The following is a 21,034-nucleotide window of genomic DNA, read 5'->3' as shown; positions in this document are numbered from 1 at the left end:
TGATGACCGGAAACAGAGCATCTAACAGATATGCCAAGGCCCTTATCGGCTATGCACAAGACAATAACCTCCTGGAAGGTGTTTTCAACGACATGAATCATGTGGTGAAAACCCTGGGAGAGAGCGAAGAATTAATGCAACTGATTCAAAGCCCGATCGTCAAGTCTGAGACTAAGAACGATGCTTTGAAGAGCGTTTTCGCCGCTTTTGATAAAGCGTCATTCAACCTGATCGACCTGTTGATCGCTAATAACCGTATCGAACTGTTGCCTATGGTAGCGCAACGTTATACCGAGTTGTACGATGAATTGAAAGGAAAGCAGGTGGCAACTGTTACCACCGCGGTTCCTTTATCACAGGAGATGGAAAATAAGATTCTTGAGAAGGTCAGTACCCTGACCGGAAAAGAAGTGATTCTTAAAAAGAAAGTGGATGCAGATCTGATCGGCGGCTTCATTTTAAGAGTGGGAGATAAAGAGTATAATGCCAGCATCTCCAATAAACTGAATACATTAAAAAGGAAGTTTTACCAAAGTACTTCCGCATAAGTAAATTAAGAATTTCAAAAGAGAGCGGGAATTCCGCTGTCACAATTAAATAGAAATAAAGATGGCTGAAGTTAAAGCTGCTGAGGTATCAGCAATATTGAAAAAGCAACTATCAGGGTTTGAGGCAAAAGCTTCTTTAGACGAAGTTGGTACAGTTTTACAGATCGGTGATGGTATCGCACGTGTTTACGGACTGAACAATGCTCAGTACGGGGAGTTGGTATCATTCGATTCCGGTTTGGAAGGAATTGTGATGAACATCGAAGAAGATAATGTTGGTATCATGTTGTTGGGGCCTTCTATTGATGTGAAGGAAGGACATACCGTAAAGCGTACCCAGCGAATCGCTTCTATCAAGGTAGGGGAAGAGATGGTTGGCCGTGTGGTAGATACCCTTGGTAACCCTATCGATGGTAAAGGACCTATCGGTGGTGATCTGTACGAAATGCCACTGGAACGTAAAGCTCCCGGTGTAATTTACCGTCAGCCAGTAAACGAGCCACTTCAGACAGGTATCAAATCGGTAGATGCGATGATCCCTGTAGGCAGAGGTCAGCGTGAGTTGGTGATTGGTGACCGTCAGACCGGTAAAACCACGGTTTGTATCGATACCATCATCAACCAGAAAGAGTTCTACGATGCCGGAGAACCTGTATTTTGTATTTATGTGGCAGTCGGACAAAAAGCCTCGACTGTAGCGGGTATCGCCAAGACCCTTGAAGATAAGGGAGCTCTTGATTATACCGTAATCGTTGCAGCGAATGCTTCAGACCCTGCTCCTATGCAGGTATATGCTCCTTTTGCAGGTGCTGCAATCGGTGAGTATTTCAGAGATACCGGTCGTCCTGCTCTGATCATTTATGATGATCTTTCTAAGCAGGCAGTAGCTTACCGTGAGGTGTCCCTGCTTCTTCGTAGACCTCCGGGACGTGAGGCATATCCGGGAGACGTTTTCTATCTGCACTCAAGACTACTTGAGCGTTCGGCTAAAGTTATCAACGATGATGAAATTGCCAAGAACATGAACGACCTTCCTGAGTCATTAAAGCCGGTTGTTAAAGGTGGGGGATCGCTTACAGCACTTCCTATCATCGAGACACAGGCAGGTGACGTATCGGCATATATCCCGACCAACGTAATTTCGATTACAGACGGTCAGATTTTCCTTGAATCAGACCTGTTTAACTCAGGTGTACGTCCCGCAATTAACGTAGGTATCTCGGTATCGCGTGTGGGTGGTTCAGCACAGATTAAGTCGATGAAGAAGGTAGCCGGTACCCTGAAACTTGATCAGGCTCAGTACCGTGAGCTGGAGGCTTTCGCTAAATTCGGTTCAGATCTTGATGCAGCGACTAAGAACGTTATCGAGAAAGGTAAGCGTAACGTGGAGATCCTGAAACAGGCTCAGAACGATCCTTACACCGTTGAAGACCAGATCGCCATTATCTATGCCGGTTCTAAGAACCTGTTGAGAGATGTGCCGGTTGAAAAGGTGAAAGAATTTGAAAAAGATTACCTGGAATATCTCAATGCCAAGCACAGAGATGTGCTTGATACCCTGAAGGCAGGTAAGTTAACCGACGAGGTTACCGATACCCTGACCGCAGTGGCAAAAGATCTTTCAGCAAAATATAAAGGATAATCATACGGAAATCCGGGTGGGCGCAGGCCTGCCCGGTTAACCGGTATCCCGGTTTGGAAAGGGAACCTAAGGGTTTCTGATCTGAATTCTTAATCAAGGAATATGGCAAATTTAAAAGAGATACGAAGCAGGATCAATTCGGTGTCATCTACCATGCAGATCACCAGTGCCATGAAAATGGTATCTGCTGCAAAGCTTAAAAAAGCTCAGGATGCAATCACCGCAATGCGACCCTATGCTGATAAGTTGACCGAACTGCTGCAGAACCTCAGTGCTACGCTCGAAGGAGATGCCGGAAGTGTGTATGCAGAAAAAAGGGAGGTTAAAAATGTGCTTATCGTTGCTGTAACCTCTAACCGTGGGTTATGTGGTGCCTTTAATTCGAATGTGGTAAAGGAAGCTCAAAGACTGGCTGGCGATCGTTTTGCCGGCAAATCCGTTTCCTTTGTGACCATCGGGAAAAAGGCAAATGACCTTCTGAAAAAGAAATACGAGGTTCATTCTAATCACAATGATATTTTCGACGCACTAACCTTCGAAAATACTGCTGAGATCGCTGAAGAGCTTATGAAGTTGTATGCAGAAGGTAAGGTTGACAAGATCGTTCTTCTTTACAACCACTTCAAAAATGCAGGGACTCAGGTCGTGCTTACAGAAGATTACCTGCCTATTGAACCGGTGGCTTCTGAAAAGCCCGCTCAGATGGACTACATCTTTGAACCTGGCAAAGCAGAGATCGTAGAGACCCTGATTCCTAAATCTCTGAAGATGCAACTGTTTAAGGCTATCAGAGATTCTTATGCAGGAGAGCACGGAGCGCGTATGACCGCCATGCACAAGGCGACTGATAATGCCGCCGATCTGAAAGCAGATCTGACCCTTACTTATAACAAGGCAAGACAGGCTGCTATTACTAATGAAATTCTGGAGATCGTTGGTGGTGCCGAGGCACTTAACGGTTAACGATAATAATATTTAAACGGAAAGCCTCATGCTCTGCATGGGGCTTTTTTTATTTCATTTACTCATGAAATTAAGCTCAAAGACTTCGATATCTGATGCAATCTGAAACATATGCCGCATTTTGCATCGTAATTTGTCCTAATTTTTTCCCTTAACCCTTAACCCTTAACCCATAACCCATAACCCATAACCCTCTATCTGGCATCAATTTTGAATACGTATCTTTATAGATGTAACCGCTAGCTATATGAAACATATTCTGCATTTTATATTCGGAGGAATAACCATATTCACCTTTGCTCAGTGCGGCTCTTCACAAGTGTTTGTTACCGAACCGCCTTTCACTCACGGAGAGGTTGCTCAGGAGCCCTGGACTGCAGGTGAAGATCGGTCTTTGTCAGGTACCAATGTACTGATCCCTATGAAGGATGAAGGCGGGGTGGAGCTCGACAGTTTGCACTACCGGGGTAAGAGGGTGCCTCTGCACCGTATGGAGAAAGGGAGCTATGTCGTCTATATCGGCAGGTTATATGATGAAACCAAGCCTGATCTGATTATGCATGCCGATCCGCGTAAGGAAGGAGGAAATCGTCCGCCACGTCTGATACCCAGATCTGATCTCGACCTGGACGAGGGAGAAGCGGCTGTGAGTTACAGCATGAACGGAGAGCGATATTACTATCGCCTCACTGATCTTACGCCTTCGCCTCCGGTACATTATAACCAGAAACCGCCCTTTTAATTAATTGAATCCCCGGTTGTACGCCTTGTGGAAATTCGATACTTTTAGCTCTCAAACCCTAAACTATTGAGTGCCCTTAAAAGATTATTCAAGCAGACCTTCATTTATGGCCTGGCCACTGTGCTGCCCAGGGTTTTGGGAATTCTGCTGACTCCCCTTTACATTTATAAATTACCAGAGGCCGATTATGGTATCTATACCAGCCTCATGGTATTGCTCATTTTAGGAAATGTAATGCTCTCCTACGGAATGGAAACGGCATTTTTCCGTTTTATAAATAAAAGTGAGAGAAAGGCGCTTGTTCAATCTACCGCTCTAACATCCATAACTGTTACTTCGATCGTGTTTTTGATCGTTGCATTGATGCTGAGAAACCACCTGGCCGACTGGTTTGATTATCAGGTGCCATTCGTGATGTACGGTGCGGTTATTCTTTTCCTCGACGCTTTGGCGGTGATTCCGTTTGCATGGTTCAGAAAAGAAGAGCGCCCGATTCGTTATTCGTTTGTCAAGATTTTCAGTGTTGTTGTCAACCTGGTTTTCAACCTGTTCTTTTTCCTCCTGCTGCCGGTGATCCTGGAACCTGATAACGAAACCTGGGGTTGGTTACATTTTGATAATCAGGTTCATTATATCTTTATCGCCAATATTATCGCGAGTTTTACAACCTTGTTATGGATACTGCCTTTGTACCACAGAATAGGTTTTTCATTTGATTCGTACCTATGGCGTAAAATGATCACTTATGCGTATCCTGTGCTGTTGGCCGGTATCGCCTTTGCCATCAACGAGGGATTCGACAAGCTTATTCTGAGATACCTGCTCCCTGCTGAGATTGCTGACCAGGAGGTAGGGGTATATGGAGGAGTTTACAAACTGGGAGTTTTTATGACCTTGTTCGTGACGGCTTTCAAACTTGGGGTTGAGCCTTTCTTTTTCAGTCAGGCCAATAAGAAGGATGCTCCCAAAACCTATGCCGATATCACTCAGTACTTTGTGATTTTTGCCTGTGTGATCTTCCTGGGTGTAGTGGTCTATACCGACCTTATCAAACTTGTTTTGCTTCCTGACAGCAATTTCTGGAGAGCGCTCTGGGTGGTTCCTTTTATTCTGATGGCCAACCTTTGTCTCGGGGTGTATCACAATCTTTCTGTTTGGTATAAGATCACAGATAAAACCATATATGGTGCCTATATTTCCCTTACCGGAGCTGTGATAACTCTTGCCCTCAACTTCATTCTGATCCCATATATAAGTTATAAGGGTTCTGCTATAGCCACCCTGGCTGCATATGGAAGTATGATGGTTATATCGTACCTGATGGGTCAGAAAAAATATCCAATTCCTTACGATGTTAAAAAGATACTTACCTACATGAGCCTGGCCGGCGGTTTCGGTTGTTTGAGTTTTTATGTTTTTGACCGGAATATGGTTATAGGAACGGCATTTCTTTTCTTATTTTTGGCCATAATATACCAAAAGGAGCGAAAAGACCTGAAAAGGTATATCAAGCCGAAGAAATAACCGTTTTATTGAAAATATGAAAGTAAAGATCATCAACAGGTCAGCACACGATCTGCCATCTTATGCCACAGAGGCCAGTGCCGGAATGGATCTCAGAGCATCTATCAGCGAGCCGGTAACCTTAAAGCCTTTGGAAAGAACCATAGTCAAAACCGGTTTATTTATCGAATTACCGGTGGGATTTGAAGCCCAGGTAAGACCGCGCAGCGGACTGGCAGCCAAAAAAGGGATCACGGTTTTAAATGCGCCCGGTACTATCGATGCCGATTACAGGGGCGAGATCGGGGTGATACTGGTTAATCTTTCAAACGAAACCTTTACCATAGAAAATGGTGAACGGGTCGCTCAGCTGGTTATTGCCCGTCATGAGCACATCTCCTGGGAAGAGGTGAATGCACTTTCAGACACCACACGCGGAGCTGGCGGCTTCGGCAGTACGGGAACCAATTAATGTAATAAAGAACAATATAATCCATAGTTTATGAAGATCATTGTACCTATGGCCGGCCGTGGTAGCCGGTTGAGACCACACACCCTGACAGTTCCGAAACCTTTGATTCCCATAGCGGGTAAACCCATTGTGCAACGGCTTATCGAAGAGATTGCCAGCGTACTGAATGAAGAGATAGAAGAGATAGCATTTATTATAAAAGATGATTTCGGGGCTGAAATTGAAGCAAAACTGAAATCAATTGCCGAGGTTCAGGGAGCCAAAGGTACGATCTATTATCAGGATAAACCTCTGGGCACAGGCCACGCGATTATGTGTGCCAAAGATTCCCTCAGCGGACCCTGCGTGATCGCCTATGCCGACACCCTCTTTAAAGCCGATTTTGATCTGGATCAGACGGCAGACAGTGTTATCTGGGTGAAACAAGTGGAGAACCCACAGGCTTATGGGGTGGTGCAACTCAATGATGATCAGGAGATCACCGGCCTTGTGGAAAAGCCTGAGTCTTTTGTGTCAGATCTGGCGGTAATCGGGATATATTACTTTAAAAAGGCCGAAGAGCTGAAGAATGAGTTGCAAACCGTACTTGATGAGAATATTATACATGGGGGTGAATACCAGATCAATGATGGTATCAAAGCCATGATGAAAAAGGGAAAAAAGTTTGTACCCGGCAAGGTTGACGAGTGGATGGATTGCGGAAATAAAGATGTGACCGTAGAGACAAACAGCAAAATGCTCGGGTTTTTAACCGGTGGAAGTGAACAGCTGGTAGCTCAATCGGTGATGAAGGAGAATTCAGAGATCATTCCGCCTTGCTATATCGGAGAGAACGTGGTTTTGAAAAACTCGGTGATTGGTCCTAACGTTTCACTGGGAGAGGGAACGGTTGTTGACAATTCCGTTGTTAAAAACAGTTTAATTCAAACCTTTACGACCATAAAAAACGCTAATTTAGATAATGCAATGATCGGAAATCATGCCCGGTTCGATGGGGAATTTACCGATGTGAGCATAGGAGATTATTCAGCCCTGACCTGATAAGCACAGATCGGTAAGAGGCAGAAGATGTGAATAAGGATAAAGTCATGAGGTTTTCGGGCATTAAATCAGCAATTGTACTGCTCTGCTTATCAGCGGCCTTCATGCTTTCTGCCCAGGAAAAACCCTCAGATGCATCGTTGTTTACCGATGAATACACTGACCGGTTTCAGGAAAACTTTTTTGAAGCCCTTAAAGCCAAGGGGATAGAGAATTATGACCGGGCTATCGCACATCTTATGGAATGCAAAACACTGGATCCTGATAACCCGGCTGTAGATTATGAACTGGGAAGAAATTACCTCCTTCAAAAGGATTTTCGCAAGGCAATAGGTTATTTTGAACAGGCCTGGGAGGGAGAACCTTCCAATCCATGGTATGCGAGAGGGGTGATCGAAAGCGCTATCATGCTGAGGGAATTTGACCGGGCTCTGACCACTGCGCAACAGCTGGCATCACAATCTCCTGCCTATGAACTGGAAGTTGCTGCGGTATATACCGAAATGGCAGAATTCGATAAAGCACAGGAGATCTTAACGCGAATGAAGGAGCAAGGCCTTGTTTCATCTGAACTCTATGAACTGGAGGAGCGTATACAGTTGTCTCGTCGAACAAGAAATATAGACAATACAACAGCCCCTGAAGCCGTTGCGGACGACGATGAGGATGGTCCCGATTCATACAGGAAGGAGCTGGAAGCCTTACTCGGTGCGGGTAATTTTGTGTCACTCTCTGAGCTTAGTGCTGAGGCCCTGGACAATTTTCCGGCTCAACCGGAGTTTTATCTGTACAGGGGGGTTGCGGTTTTTAAAACGGGAGATTCCTCTGAAGCGATAGGTTACCTGACCACAGGTCTTGACTTTATCATCGATGACCGGGCTTTGGAGAATCGCTTTTATAAAGCATTGATAGAAGCGTATCAGGCAGAAGGCAATGAAGAGAAGATCAGGGAATACACGAAAAAATTGGAGCAAAACAGATCCTGAATACCGGAAAAACCTACACATGAAGAACATTTTCATCATACCGGCAATACTATTGCTCACCTTAGTTTCCTGCGGAACCAAAAGGGTTCTGGCCGAAGGAGAGGTGAAAAGTGATTTGTCGGCCCGAGCCATTATCAAAAATCACTACAGAAACGCCACCAAATTTGAAACCCTTACCGGCCGTATCAAAGTTGATTACAGCAACAGTGATGACGAACAGGGAACAACGGTCAGCCTTCGGATGAAAAAAGACGAAGTCATATGGCTCAGTGCTACATTATCGTTGGTGAAAGTAATGATCACTCCTGACAGGGTAACTTTTTACAATAAGCTGGATAACACCTATTTTGATGGCGATTTCAGGTTTCTCAATGATATGCTCGGGGCAGATCTTGACTTTGACATGGTACAGAACCTGTTGTTGGGTCAATCGATATTCGACCTGAATGACCGTGACTTTTATGCTTCGGTATACGAGAATCAATATCAGTTGAAGCCGGAAAAGCAAGCTGAACTGTTTAAAATATTATTACTGCTTGAGCCTAACAACTTTAAGATGTCGTTACAACAGCTCGCACAACCTGAGAAAAGGAGATTATTAAATATTAGCTACCGGGACTACCAGGAGGTTGAAGGCCGGGTTATTCCTAATACGATCCTCCTCACGGCGACAGACCAGGGCGAACAAACCAGGATCAATATAGAATACAGAAATATCGAATTCAACCAGCGGGTAAGTTTTCCTTATTCCATACCCGATGGTTTTAAACCGGTAGAATTTGAGTAATATGTTCACGACCCGTGCCCTAAACATTATCGTATTATTTTTCTGCTGCTGCAACCTGACCCTCACTTATGGACAGTCTGATGAAAAACAGGAACTGGAGGCAAAAAAGAACAGGCTGGAACAGGAGATCAGGCAGATCAATAAACTGCTATCTCAACAACAGAAGAAGCGTTCTAATATACTGGAAGAGCTGGAAGACCTCGATCAGAAGGTCAGGGTTCGCAGAGAGCTGATCAAGGTGACCAACCAGCAGGCGAATCTTATCACCAGGGAGATCAATACCAATCAGAATCGAATTTCAGATCTGAGAGAAGAGCTGCAGGAGCTGAAAGACGATTACGCAGCGATGATCAATAAGTCGTATCGCAGTAAGTCCCAGCAAAGCAGGTTGATGTTCATACTTTCTTCTGAAGATTTCTTTCAGGCATATAAACGACTTAAATACATGCAGCAATATGCTGCATACCGTAAAGAACAGGGGGAGCAAATAAAAGAGATCACTGAAGAGTTGCAACGCCTTAACAAGAATCTGATCGCCCAACGCCAGGAAAAGGAAACTCTTATAGCTGAAAACCGTGAGATACAAAGAACCCTGGAAAGGGAACTCGGTATGCAAAAGGAACTGATCAACAGTATCAGGAAGCAGGAAGATGTATACGCGGCCCAGATAAAGAAGAAGCAGCGCGAAGCCGATGCCATTGACCGGCAGATTGAAAAGCTGGTTCGTGAAGCGATTGCCCGCTCCAATAAGCGGGAGGGTAATGAAGCCAAATCAAGTAACTTCAGCCTGACGGAAGAGGCGCGGCTTGTAGATAAAGACTTCAGGGCTAACAAGGGCAAACTTCCATGGCCGGTCGAAAAAGGAGTGCTGAAAATGCGTTTTGGTACTCAACCCCATCCGGTTGTGCGTTCGGTAACCATACGCAGCAACGGAGTGCGTATCGCCACCGAGGCAGGAGCCAGTGCCCGTTCTATTTTCGATGGCAAGGTTCTGGCTGTACAGGCGATAAAAGGTGGGAATAAGGCCGTACTCATACAGCACGGTAACTATATTTCGGTTTACAACAACCTGGGAAAAGTCTATGTGAAGGAAGGGGATAATGTGGCTACAAAACAGGAGATTGGTCAGGTCTTCACCAGTACCACAACCAACGAAACCTTGTTGAAGTTCATGATCTATGAAAACAATAAGATCGATAATCCTGCCAACTGGATCTACAGAATGTAGGCTTTCCTGGTTTTGAATTGCCAATATATGATCACTCGAACAATGCTTTCAGTTCAGTAGCATCTTTCGGTTGCATCTTCCCTGCTAATACCAGGCTCAGCTGTTTTCTTCTAAGCGCTGCAGCATACCTTTCTTTTTCAAGATCGGTTTCGGGTTTGATTGGAGCTATCTCGACCGGTCTTCCTATATCATCGACAGCCACAAAGGTGTAAATGGCTTCATTGGCTTTTGAGCGCTGTCCGCTTTCACGATCCTCGATCCATACATCTATGTAGATTTCCATGGAGGTGTTAAAAGCCCTGGAGACATGTGCTTCCACGGTTACTACACTTCCCAGCGGGATCGCCCTGTTAAAAGCCACGTGGTTTACAGAGGCAGTAACAGCTACGCGCCTGGAATGTCTTCTGGCCGAGATACTGGCAGCCCGATCCATCCGGGCCAGCAATTCGCCTCCGAACAGGTTGTTGAGTGGGTTGGTTTCACTGGGTAAAACCAGATCGGTCATTACGGTACGTGATTCAGCGGGTGTCTTAGCCTTCATGTTGTCTTTTGATTTCCGGCAAAGATACCAGCAAAACGAGGATTAATAAAAAAAATCAGCAATCCCTTACTGTTTAGTTGTAGAAAACACTGTCCATGAAATCCAGCATTCTTTCAATGGCGGGGATGGCATCATCCCGAAAATTTACATTGAGTACTTCATTAGAGCCGGAATCAAGATAAGCATGCCCGCGATCCTTATGCATCCAGTAGATCACGTCCTGACCGTTTATCTCAAGTGAATCGACGTATCGCTGAACCATAAATGGAGGGGTGACATTGTCCTGGGTGCCGACCTGAACAAAGTGCGGGGGTAATTTATGTGTATACGAATCGGGAACCGTATAGATTGGAGAGACCATTTTGTAGAAATGCGGATGTGACATGGCGTCGATACCCGGGCCGAACATACCTCTTGCTTCTCCGTTACCCATGGCCCAAAAGGGGTTTTCAGGGCTTTCGAATCCATTCAGTGCAGCGGCATAGAGATCCACAGCCGGATAACTGAGCAATACTGCCTGTACTTTCAGGTCGCGTGCTTGCAGATTTTCAATATTTTTTCCGGCAGGAAGGTATGAGGGGTAGTATTCGGTTGAATTGTTATTAAACCTTTCCAGACCCAGGTGATAGGAGCCATTTACCACCAGGGAAGCGAGTTGTCCACCCGCGCTGTCTCCGGTAACCGCTATTTTCTCAGGATCGCCACTATACTTTACAATGTTTTCCTTGACCCAAAGCAAGGCGCCCATAGCATCTTCTACAATTTCGTTCAATGTCACCGTATTGTCATTAGCCGTAAGCAGGCGATAGTCGACGTTACATACCACGTATTTTCCGGTATTGGCGATATAAGATGCCATGTCGTTCATGATCGATTTGTCGTTTATAAGCCATCCGCCACCGTGGTAGATAATCAGCACCGGTAATAATTGATCCCCGGCCTGATCAGGGGTATAGATATCAAGGGAAAGCGGCGTTTCTTCCGGTTCACCCCAGGTCACATTTTCCTCCAGTTTGTAATTCTTTTCAGTGACTACCTGTGCTGCGAGATACGAATCCATGGGATTGAACAGGAGCATAGCGAGTATCCAGATCAGTATTTTTACTTTCATGAGATCATTGATTTTGTCTTTATTAAGATACTTAAAATCGAAATAACAGATAGCATTCTATTGTTCAATGAACGTTTCGACCGGTTTTTCGGGTGCCATCAGATCTGAACTTTCCCTTATCACCTTTTCCTCAAGTTGAAAAGAAGACGAGGCGATGATGGTCTCTACATCTTTTCCCAGGCCTATTTCATACGAACCTCCCTCAAGGATCCACTCATCGGTATCTGCATTATAGAACGCGAGTCTCTCAATGGGTATCCTGATCGTACCCCTGTGGGAAATTTCAGATCCCAGTTCCGGTGTCTTATCGAAAGCTTTGAGTTCTCTTTTAGGTTTTGACAAGACTCCTTTTGGAGCATCTAAATAAACCTGTATAACTTCTTTCCCTGGCGTATCTCCGGTATTCTTAACAGTGTAGCTTAAAATCACATCGTTATCGCTCACCTTAACTTCCATGAGCCTTGTTTCAAATGTGGTATAGCTGAGACCATATCCAAAAGGAAAGGAAACCGGCTTCTGAACGCTGTTAAAGTATCGGTAGCCGATATATAAACCTTCTTCATATATCTCTGTTGATTCCTGTCCTTGCAAGGGATTTTGCGGTTTAGGGGCTGAAGGATCATTCACCGAACCGGGAAAATTTTTCGTTGATGGATGATCTGAAAGTTCAACAGGGAAGGTAGTGGGTAATTTGCCACTCGGATTTGCAGTTCCTGAAATCAACTCGGCTACTGCATGGCCAGCTTCCTGACCGGGTTGCCAGGCCATAATGATAGCATCAGGGAATGATTTCCAGCTTGCTGTCTCTATCACTGCTCCTGAGTTAATGATCACAACAAATTTTTTCCCTTGGGCTCTGAAAGCTTCCGAAATATTCTTTATCAGCTCTTTTTCTTCCTTCCTTAACTCAAAGTCCTGAGGTTTCAGGTCCTGGAATTCTCCCGAGGTTCTGCCCAGAGTGAAGACCGCCATGTCATTGTTTTTCGCCAGCTGCCTGAGTTGCTCTTTTTCAAGTGGCATTTCAGGAAGGAGGACATCAGGCTCAAAGAAAAAATTCTTGGGAGGGATTTTTCCTTCCTCTTCTGCGATGTATTGTTCGTACTGTGATTGCAGATCGGGTTCAATTACAAATCCTTTTGAATAAAGCCCTTGCGACACAGACACCATATAGGCTTTGTTCACATCACCGCTTCCTGTACCTCCTGAGATGGTTTGGTATGAAGTGATGCCCATCAGTGCTATTTTCTTCTTCGGGTTGACAGGAAGGGCGTTCTCGTTTTTTAATAAGACCATACCCTCAATAGCAGCCTTCTTTGCAAGCTCGGCATGAGCTTGAAGGTTGGGGGAATCAGAAGGCTCTGCACCATTGAAGGAGTAGGTCTTTTTATATTGGTTTAAAATTCTCATGATGCTTTTATCGATCACGTTCTCATCCAGTTCTCCTGCTTCCAGTGCTTCCTGAATCGCCTTTCGTTGTTGAGGGGTCCCCGGCATCAACAGGTCATTACCTGCCCTGATCTGAGCGACGGGATTTCTGCCTCCGTACCAGTCGGTCATTACGAAACCCTGATAGTTCCATTCCTCTCTCAGGAGTTTGGTTAGCAGATCGTGACTTTCTGAGGTGAAAGTGCCGTTAATGCGGTTATATGAAGACATGATAGCCCATGGCTCACCGATATCGATGGCAATTTTGAATCCCCTCAGGTATATCTCCCTGAGGGTTCTTTGACCTATTATGGTGTTAAGGGCAGTGCGATTGGTTTCAGAATTATTGGCGACAAAGTGTTTCAGGGTAGCTCCGATATTTTCTGATTGAACGCCACGAACAAAGTAACCGGCCATATTTCCTGATATCACCGGGTCTTCAGAATAATATTCGAAATTTCTTCCTCCCAGGGGATTCCTGTGAATATTGAGCGCGGGGGCCAGAAGAAAATCCACGCCATATGCGTGTGCCTCCTCTCCAAATGCTTTACCGATGTTTTCTGCAAGGGTCGTATTCCAGGAAGCGGCCAGGGAAGTGGCTGTGGGGAAGGCCGTTGCATAAAAGGTTTTTCCCGGTGCAGACTCCCTTTCGGGAGAGATGCGAATTCCTGCCGGACCGTCGGCAAAGACCACAGAGGGAAGAGACAGGCGTTTTATGTTATAACTGGTACCTGCAGCTCCCGGAACTTTATCTTTGGTAGTTCCCACTGTAGCCTGTACAGGCTCGTTATTTCCATCCATGCCGGGTAAATCCATCCCTGTGCCGGTAAGCAAATAGATCTTTTCTTCAAGAGTTAGCGAATCGATCAAAGCACTGGTGCCGGTTTGTGCAAGAGCCGGAAAAGTGCAGACCATTAATACTATAATTAACAGATGTCTCATAGTTACCAAGTTTAATCTGCAAGGTTTTAATTATGAGAAGAAATTCCTTTGATATATATCAAAAAACCTGAGTCCTGATCCTGCTTAGTGTTTCTGCGGTTATTCCAAGATAGGAAGCAATATGTTGAAGGGAAGCTTTGTTGAGTATTTGCGGTTGCTCTTTTAACAATCTCCGATACCGTTGGGCGGCACTTTCAAATTGAATACTATCCATTCTTTCCTGTGACAGCATGAGTGAAAGAGAGAACATCTCGGTTACCAGATTTGCCAGATCCAGATATTGAGCACGTAGCCTGTCAAGCTCACTTTTGGGGATTAAGGTTATGCGGCTGTCTTCCAGTGCCTGTATCATCAGTTTACTGGGAGACTGAGCGAAATAACTATTGATAGAAAAACAAAATTGCTTTTCTCCGGCAAAATACTCTGTGATGTCTTTTCCGTGTTTGTAATAGTAGATTCTAACGAAGCCTTCATTGATGAAGTACAGGTGTTTGCAGGTCTCGTTTAGTGAAAGTAAATGTTCATGACGGGTTAAGGTTCTTTCGCTCATACATGCGATAAGCTTCTTCTTTACCGTGTCATGCAGCGGATGAATTTCTGATAAGGCATTTAAGATTTTGTCGTTGGTCATCCTGCCTTTTTAAATGAAGAGGAAGGAATTAATCCTGCTTTTTATCCACCAGTAACCAGGCTTCTTTTGACTCCTCCTTTTTTATCTTCCGAAGATAGGCAAGAGCTTCATTCACCTCTGCAAAACTGGCAAAGGCAACCTGGTGTAAACCAAATTTATTGACTCCGACTTTGTGAGCATCGTAACCTTTATTCAAAAGTTGTGATACACGCTTGTCGGCATTGGCTTCAACACGGTAAGCGCCCGCTACGATATGGTATTTACGCTCCTTCTTAGAAAGTTTGAGCGTAACGGCCGGAAGTTCCAGGGGAGAGTCATCAAAGAATGTGGCTTGTTGAATGTTCTTTTCCAGTTCTTCCTGAGCTTCCTGACGAGCCAGTTCCATGCGTTCAGCCATATTTTGCTCAGTGAAACGGTATCCAAGGGTTCCCGCAGATATGGCCAGCAACGCAATGGCGGCATATTTCAGGTATGAACGGGAGCTTCTGGCTTCCGGGGTAATGCTGATAGGCGCTTTTTCTTCCAGCTTTTGAACTTCTTTCTTGAGCTCTTCCCTTGTAATACCGGGAGAGACGAAGGTTGAAAGTCCGAAGGAGGAAGTGAGGAAATTGGTCTGGTATGAGGGTTGAAAAACAATACGCTTCGAGTCGTTCAGGGCGAGTTCCCCGATTTTGTCGAGTTTTACTGTTTCTTCCTTTTCAAGACTTTCTTTCCAGGAAGCAACCGTTTTTTTGATTTCAGCAGAGGCTTCCTCATAGGTCTTTTCACAAACCTCAGCCACATATTTTGTAAGCAGACCATCGTCTGAGGTGAGCTGAGAATTAAATGATAATTCCTTTGAAGGCGGGTAGAAGGCATCGGTGGTCTCATGAATCCTGGCAGGCTGGTAACGGGTTAAAAATGAGCCAAATTCAGGAATGGTTACACACTGATAACGATATAACAGATCTCCGATGTACTTTTCTATACGCATAAGGCAAATATGTAAAATTTTGTAAAAGGGTTTTAGATTGTTTTCGGAATTTTATTAACAGCCGGGATAATTTTGTTTCTTGTATACTCAAAATCAGCTGCTAATGCCCGAAAAAAATCTTTTTTATCTGCTGGCCCTTCATCGGGCTCCCCATGTAGGTGATATTATGGCTAAGAAATTGATCGCTGCCTGCGGCAGCGCTGAGGCGGTTTTTCGCGAAAGCCGGAAAAACTTATTAAATATAGAAAAAGTTGGGGAATATACCGTGAATTCTTTATTCAGAAAGGAAAATTTACTGGAAGCTGAGCAGGAATTATCTTTCATTTGTGATCATGCCATTCATTGTAACAGTTTTCAGGATCCTGATTATCCCGACGCACTCCGGCATAGTATCGACGGTCCGCTTTTACTATTTACAGAAGGGAATTACAGCATTGAGAATAAAAAGATCATCAGTATTGTAGGTACCAGACATGCCACCCGCTATGGTATGGATTTTTGTGAAAAACTGGTAGCCGAACTGGCTGTTTTTGATCCGGTGATCGTGAGTGGCCTTGCTTATGGGATCGATATTTGTGCTCACCGGGCAGCCTTGAACAATAACTTGCAGACTATAGCCTGTCTGGCTCATGGTCTCCCTTTTACCTATCCGTCGCGCCATCGTAAAGATCGTTCACTTATCAATGAGAACGGTGGTTGTATAACCGATTTCTGGAGTACCGATAAGCCCGAACGTAACAACTTTCTGAAAAGGAACAGGGTAATAGCAGGTCTCTCTCTGGCGACCATTGTTATTGAGTCGGGAGAAAAAGGTGGTAGCCTGGTGACCGCAGATATCGCCCATTCTTATGACCGTGAAGTTTTTGCGGTTCCGGGAAAACCCGCAGACAGGTACAGTCGCGGCTGTAATGACCTGATCAAATCGCAAAAAGCTCATATGCTGACCTCGGCAGCAGATTTGGTGTATATGCTTGGTTGGAATATTGAGAAGACACCGAAACAGCAGCGAATGATCTTTCCTGAACTTGAAGGAGCAGAAAAGTCGGTTTATGAGTTGCTCCTTGAAAAAGGAAAAATGCCGGGTGATGAGGTAGCCTTATTGTGCGGACTATCTCAGGCAGAGCTTATGCCGGCCCTGTTGTCACTGGAGATGAAAGGGATGGTCAATCCCCTGCCCGGTAAATGTTTCGAGCCTGTGATGGCTTAATACCCCATTTTTTTGCGTACTCTGTCAAGAACCTTATTGGCCACACCGGCTGCCTTGGCAGCACCTTCTTCCAGGATCCGGTCGATTTCTTCCGGATTTTCCATGTAATAGTTAAACTTTTCTCGTTCTTCACTGAATTTTTCGATGATCAGCTCGAACAGTGCCTGCTTGGCATGACCGTATCCAAAGCCTCCGTTTTCATAGTTCTCACGCATCTTGGCAATTTGAGCGTCATCGGCCAGGAGCCTGTAGAGCGCAAAAACATTACAGGTATCGGGATCTTTCGGGTCTTCAAGAGGTGTGCTGTCTGTCTCAATACCCATAATCTGCTTCCTCAGCTTTTTATCCGGAAGAAAGATATTGATAATGTTATCCCTTGACTTACTCATTTTTTGTCCGTCTGTACCCGGAATATACATGGTCTCTTTCTGGACTTTTGCTTCGGGCATAACGAATATCTCTCCGACCTGGTTGTGAATTCGGGATGCCACATCACGGGTCATTTCCAGGTGTTGCAATTGATCTTTACCCACCGGAACGATTTCGGCATCGTAGAGCAGTATGTCGGCTGCCATTAGCATGGGATAGGTGAAGAGTCCGGCGTTGACATCTGCCAGACGGTCAGCCTTATCTTTGAAAGAATGAGCAAGGGTTAGACGTTGATAGGGGAAATAGCAACTCAGATACCAGGTGAGTTCAGTGGTCTGAGGCACATCGCTCTGGCGGTAAAAAACGGTTTTGTCTGTATCAAGCCCGAAAGCGAGCCAGGTCGCTGCGGTGGCATAGGTGTTCGCCCTGAGTTGTTCTCCGTCTTTAATCTGTGTCAGCGAGTGCATGTCAGCGATAAAGAGAAAAGAATCGTTCTCAGGATTCCCGGCCATTTCGATAGCCGGTACGATGGCCCCGAGCAGGTTGCCTAAATGGGGGGTTCCGGTGCTTTGTATTCCTGTTAGTATTCGTGCCATAGCTTTTTTCTAAAAGCAGCAAATTTACACAACATGGCTGATAATCCGAATTTTCATCGGCTCCTTTTTTGAGCCTCTGATGCCGGTGAACAGTTGATGGTATTTACAAAAAGGGAGGCTATTCGATTAAAATGTTAAATTTGGCCTCATGATAACTGTAATCAAGGGAATTTTCGTGGTATTCTACCGGATCTGGTTTTATCTCCTGGTCGCTGTACCTATTATTCTGTTTTTTCCTGTTCTCCTGGTCCTGAGTTCCCGCGAGAAGTTTTATCCTCAGTTCTTTTGGGTGGCCCGAAACATCTGGGCCAATATTATTCTGTATGGAATGGGGTTTATCCCTGAAATAAAAAGAGGAGAGAAGTTAGAGCCGGGCCGCAGCTATATGCTGATTGCGAATCATACCTCCATGGTCGATATTATGCTTATGCTAAAGGCCTCAAAGAACCCCTTTGTTTTTGTAGGTAAGAAGGAACTGGCTAAAATACCCGTTTTTGGCTTTTTCTATAAACGGGTTTGTATCATGGTTGACAGAAACTCGCAAAGCAGCAGGTCTGCGGTTTATAAACGAGCACAGCGAAGACTGAAGCAGGGGCTGAGCATTTGTATTTTTCCAGAGGGTGGGGTGCCCGACGATACTTCTGTGGTTCTTGACAAGTTTAAAGACGGCGCATTCAGGCTTGCCATTCAGCACCAGATTCCCGTTGTGCCAATGAGCTTTCCGGATAATAAGAACCGCTTTTCCTATGAGTTTATGCGTTGCAGCCCCGGTAAGATGCGGGTTGTTTTTCACGAATTCATTCAAACAAGGGAGCTGGATGCCACGGCGAAAGAAGCGATAAAAAATCTGGCCTGGAACCGTATACGATCAGGTCTGAAGGAATAAAAAAAACTCCCTCGTGAGGAGGGAGTTTCCGGTTCAATTGCCGATTTGCAATTTTTAACCTAACCAACTAAAATTTTAAAACCTGAAACTAAATCCTGTGTATACTCCGAGAATATAAGGTCTGAAACCTCCGTCGTTGCCTGAAAAGGTGTTCCATTGATATTTGAACATGGGTTCCAGGTTAAAGAGCATTCTTTCGGTGACGCGGTAATCGAATCCGATTCCCAGATTGGTACTCAGGTTGAAGGGGTTTAAATTGTTTGCTTCTCCCACGGTGGTCTGCAGTTCCCCTGATGTCAGCCCGATCTCATTATCGGTAAGTATCAGAGAGCTCATTCCCCCTATCAGATTAACGCCGAATTTACTGTCGACCATTCGGTACTTGATCTCAAGAGGAACTTCGAGATAGCCCAGTTGCTGGGTCAGGGAGCCGTTGTATACCGGGGTTCGTGCTGAGACTTCGTTAGTACCTCCTTTCGGGCGCGATCCTGAATCGCTGATGGTAAGGAAGGGTACATTTCCGTTGTAACTTATATTTTCCATCAGGCTGGCATTTACCTCAGGAGAGAATTCCACCCCGGCGGTATTGTAGCCCATATCGATTTTATTGACTCCGGTTCTCAGCGACCATCGGTTACTTACTTCATAGGTAACATTGAGTCCGTAACTCATATTGATGCGCCCCTCTTTAGTATTGTCTGAGAATTGCCTGTCGATGGGTGATCCTGTAGCCAAAGAGTTATAATAAACGGGTCCCGCAAAAGGATTCAGGCTCCAGCGGTTTTTTTGTGCCTTATCATTCTCTGCCGTATTGCTTTCTGTATTATCGGCTTGCAGTTCTTCCCGGGCTTTTTCTATGCTGATCGCCAATTCGCGATCATCTTTCCCGTCTTTTGAAATAAATTCATTGCCAGACACTGACGAGATTCCCTGTATGAGCTGCAGTCGGGCATATTTTTTAAGAATTTCATTTCCGTAGGCCGAAAAAGGCTCTTTGTTGCTTTCATTCTCCCCGGCGGCAGCGATCCCTGACTCAGTAGTTGTTTCAGGGTTTTGAATTCCGGTCTCGTTTTCAGGTGTGACTTCGCTTTTCACGATCGCGGGACCCCCGGAAGGCTCGGTCACATTTTGTGGTTCCATTTCAGGAGTGGCCACCTCATTATTTACAACCGGAGCAGTATCTGATCTTTGATTTACCGGTTGGGTATTTACAGCTTCACCGGAGTTGAAATAGGCCAAAGTCCCTGCTATTAACAGCAGTAAGACAGCGGCGACCGAAGCAAGGGTGCGCAACAGAGGGACGATTCTGCGCTTTGATTCCTCTTTTGGCAACGAAGCTTCTATGCTGCTCCAAAGATCTTTCTGCGGTCGTTCCTGAAAGTCTTTGAACCTTTCTGTGTAAAGTCTTTCTATATCTTTTTTTTCATTCATCCTTCGAGTGAATTCACACTGTTTTGATAATGATCGCCTTCGATACGTTTGCGAAGCGCGATTTTAGCTCTCGACAGGTTTGATTTAGAGGTGCCTTCGCTGATGCGCAGCATGGAGGCTATTTCCTTATGAGAATAACCATCAAGTACGTACAGGCTGAAAGTTAACCGGTAGCGATCGGGAAGCTCCTGTACTATCTGCAGCAAATAATCGAGCGAAAATCCCTGGTCTTCGATCGTGACCTCGGCCGGCATTTCTTCCAGTTCCGGGGTGATGATCTCAAAAACCCCCTGCTTTCGGTACTTTTGCAAGATGGTATTCACGGTAACCCTTCTGAGCCATCCTTCAAAGGCACCCCTGAATCTGTACTGATCGATTTTTTTAAAAATGACCAAAAAACTATCCTGCAGATTGTCTTCGGCCTCTGCACGGTTTCGGGAATACCTCAGGCAAACACTGTACAACATATCGCTGTAATTACGAAACAGTTGTTCCTGGGCCTTTCGGTTTCCTTTCTTACATAGTTTTATGAGTTGTTCCAAACTCACGTCATCGATCTCTAGTTACTGATTACGGGTACCTCATAAACTAAATATTCATTTTCACCATTGCTGTTTTTGCCTGTAAAGAACCTAAAAGTATATGTGCCTGTAAACCTCACTTCGAAGTCGAAGAACTGCGTGAGCTCTTCGTTGCTTAACACTTCGCAATCCTCGCGGTTTTCAACCAGTCCAACCGCGATGATGGTACGTTCGGTTTGCGCATTAACACTGAAATCAAAACCTTCAAAAAAATGACAATCGGTCGGTCTTAAATAATCGACCTGTATGCGGTACACCTCTCCCAGCTCAAAGCTTTCGGGGAATTCGGCCGCTGTCACCTGTAGGGGTTCAAAAAAGAAATTCACCCCGTCATCATCAGACAGATCACAGGCGTTCAGGTTTATGAACACCACGATGGCTGTCATCCAAATTCCAATTCTTTTCATCATATCAAATAACCTACTTGTT

21 protein-coding genes are annotated in these 21,034 nt (G+C 45.0%); 12 read left to right on the top strand and 9 right to left on the bottom strand.

All coding sequences use genetic code 11. The features are described 5' to 3' along the window. Positions 1–2: 2 nt before the first annotated feature. The 10 genes from atpH to K7R10_RS08695 all read left to right on the top strand — a co-directional run bounded on the left by atpH (position 3) and on the right by K7R10_RS08695 (position 9,912). Positions 3–548 carry an ATP synthase F1 subunit delta gene (atpH, locus tag K7R10_RS08740; RefSeq protein WP_224484299.1) on the top strand — a complete coding sequence of 182 codons (546 nt, stop codon included), beginning with the start codon at positions 3–5 and terminating at the stop codon, positions 546–548. A gap of 61 nt (positions 549–609) precedes the next feature. Continuing rightward, positions 610–2,190 carry a F0F1 ATP synthase subunit alpha gene (gene atpA, locus K7R10_RS08735; protein ID WP_224484298.1) on the top strand — a complete coding sequence of 527 codons (1,581 nt, stop codon included), beginning with the start codon at positions 610–612 and terminating at the stop codon, positions 2,188–2,190. Between the two features lie 102 nt (positions 2,191–2,292). Beyond that, positions 2,293–3,153 carry an ATP synthase F1 subunit gamma gene (gene atpG / locus K7R10_RS08730; RefSeq protein WP_224484297.1) on the top strand — a complete coding sequence of 287 codons (861 nt, stop codon included), beginning with the start codon at positions 2,293–2,295 and terminating at the stop codon, positions 3,151–3,153. Positions 3,154–3,400: 247 nt separating this feature from the next. After that, complete coding sequence (locus K7R10_RS08725; protein WP_224484296.1) at positions 3,401–3,895, top strand: hypothetical protein; 495 nt, start codon at positions 3,401–3,403, stop codon at positions 3,893–3,895. A 66-nt stretch (positions 3,896–3,961) separates the two neighbouring features. Beyond that, positions 3,962–5,419 carry an oligosaccharide flippase family protein gene (locus K7R10_RS08720; RefSeq protein ID WP_224484295.1) on the top strand — a complete coding sequence of 486 codons (1,458 nt, stop codon included), beginning with the start codon at positions 3,962–3,964 and terminating at the stop codon, positions 5,417–5,419. Positions 5,420–5,435: 16 nt separating this feature from the next. Further along, positions 5,436–5,870, top strand: coding sequence for a dUTP diphosphatase (gene dut / locus K7R10_RS08715; RefSeq protein ID WP_224484294.1), 435 nt, complete (start codon positions 5,436–5,438; stop codon positions 5,868–5,870). 30 nt (positions 5,871–5,900) lie between these two features. Further along, positions 5,901–6,911, top strand: coding sequence for a sugar phosphate nucleotidyltransferase (locus K7R10_RS08710; RefSeq protein ID WP_224484293.1), 1,011 nt, complete (start codon positions 5,901–5,903; stop codon positions 6,909–6,911). Between the two features lie 104 nt (positions 6,912–7,015). Beyond that, complete coding sequence (locus K7R10_RS08705; RefSeq protein WP_224484292.1) at positions 7,016–7,897, top strand: tetratricopeptide repeat protein; 882 nt, start codon at positions 7,016–7,018, stop codon at positions 7,895–7,897. Between the two features lie 19 nt (positions 7,898–7,916). Further along, entirely contained in the window at positions 7,917–8,684 is a 768-nt protein-coding gene (lolB1, locus tag K7R10_RS08700) for a lipoprotein insertase outer membrane protein LolB1 (RefSeq protein ID WP_224484291.1), read from the top strand. 1 nt (position 8,685) lies between these two features. Beyond that, positions 8,686–9,912, top strand: coding sequence for a murein hydrolase activator EnvC family protein (locus K7R10_RS08695; protein ID WP_224484328.1), 1,227 nt, complete (start codon positions 8,686–8,688; stop codon positions 9,910–9,912). Between the two features lie 31 nt (positions 9,913–9,943). Here the strand turns inward: K7R10_RS08695 and K7R10_RS08690 are convergent, their stop codons facing one another. The 5 genes from K7R10_RS08690 to K7R10_RS08670 all read right to left on the bottom strand — a co-directional run bounded on the left by K7R10_RS08690 (position 9,944) and on the right by K7R10_RS08670 (position 15,535). Next, entirely contained in the window at positions 9,944–10,453 is a 510-nt protein-coding gene (locus K7R10_RS08690) for an acyl-CoA thioesterase (RefSeq protein ID WP_224484290.1), read from the bottom strand. A 73-nt stretch (positions 10,454–10,526) separates the two neighbouring features. Further along, positions 10,527–11,564: an alpha/beta hydrolase gene (locus tag K7R10_RS08685; RefSeq protein ID WP_224484289.1), complete on the bottom strand. Its 1,038-nt coding sequence runs from the start codon at positions 11,562–11,564 to the stop codon at positions 10,527–10,529. A gap of 57 nt (positions 11,565–11,621) precedes the next feature. After that, positions 11,622–13,931, bottom strand: a complete 2,310-nt coding sequence (locus tag K7R10_RS08680) for a beta-glucosidase (RefSeq protein ID WP_224484288.1) — start codon at positions 13,929–13,931, stop codon at positions 11,622–11,624. Between the two features lie 58 nt (positions 13,932–13,989). Then, positions 13,990–14,562, bottom strand: coding sequence for a Crp/Fnr family transcriptional regulator (locus K7R10_RS08675; RefSeq protein ID WP_224484287.1), 573 nt, complete (start codon positions 14,560–14,562; stop codon positions 13,990–13,992). 28 nt (positions 14,563–14,590) lie between these two features. Continuing rightward, on the bottom strand, positions 14,591–15,535 hold the full coding sequence (locus tag K7R10_RS08670; RefSeq protein ID WP_224484286.1) for an HU domain-containing protein: 945 nt from the start codon (positions 15,533–15,535) through the stop codon (positions 14,591–14,593). A 103-nt stretch (positions 15,536–15,638) separates the two neighbouring features. On the opposite strand from K7R10_RS08670, the gene dprA reads away from it, so the two are divergent. Continuing rightward, positions 15,639–16,742, top strand: coding sequence for a DNA-processing protein DprA (dprA, locus tag K7R10_RS08665; protein ID WP_224484285.1), 1,104 nt, complete (start codon positions 15,639–15,641; stop codon positions 16,740–16,742). Here dprA and trpS read toward each other — a convergent pair. Next, on the bottom strand, positions 16,739–17,707 hold the full coding sequence (gene trpS, locus K7R10_RS08660; protein WP_224484284.1) for a tryptophan--tRNA ligase: 969 nt from the start codon (positions 17,705–17,707) through the stop codon (positions 16,739–16,741). The two genes, dprA and trpS, sit on opposite strands and share 4 nt — an antisense overlap. Positions 17,708–17,855: 148 nt before the next feature. On the opposite strand from trpS, the gene K7R10_RS08655 reads away from it, so the two are divergent. After that, entirely contained in the window at positions 17,856–18,593 is a 738-nt protein-coding gene (locus tag K7R10_RS08655) for a lysophospholipid acyltransferase family protein (RefSeq protein ID WP_224484283.1), read from the top strand. 75 nt (positions 18,594–18,668) lie between these two features. On the opposite strand, the gene K7R10_RS08650 is transcribed toward K7R10_RS08655, so the two are convergent. From K7R10_RS08650 to K7R10_RS08640, 3 genes are read right to left on the bottom strand one after another with little or no spacing between them, the layout of a single operon-like run. Next, the gene (locus tag K7R10_RS08650; protein WP_224484282.1) at positions 18,669–20,024 is read right to left on the bottom strand and encodes an outer membrane beta-barrel protein; all 1,356 of its coding nucleotides are present in this window, start codon (positions 20,022–20,024) and stop codon (positions 18,669–18,671) included. Further along, positions 20,021–20,572, bottom strand: coding sequence for an RNA polymerase sigma factor (locus tag K7R10_RS08645; protein ID WP_224484281.1), 552 nt, complete (start codon positions 20,570–20,572; stop codon positions 20,021–20,023). The genes K7R10_RS08650 and K7R10_RS08645 overlap by 4 nt, the downstream gene beginning before the upstream one ends. Positions 20,573–20,583: 11 nt before the next feature. Beyond that, positions 20,584–21,015, bottom strand: a complete 432-nt coding sequence (locus K7R10_RS08640) for a hypothetical protein (RefSeq protein ID WP_224484280.1) — start codon at positions 21,013–21,015, stop codon at positions 20,584–20,586. Between the last annotated feature and the right edge of the window lie 19 nt (positions 21,016–21,034).

Source organism: Robertkochia aurantiaca, from assembly GCF_020166495.1.
In the GTDB taxonomy this organism is placed as follows: Bacteria; Bacteroidota; Bacteroidia; order Flavobacteriales; family Flavobacteriaceae; genus Robertkochia; species Robertkochia aurantiaca.
Note: the sequence above shows the minus strand (reverse complement) of the source record. Positions and strands in the feature narration are given on the sequence as shown.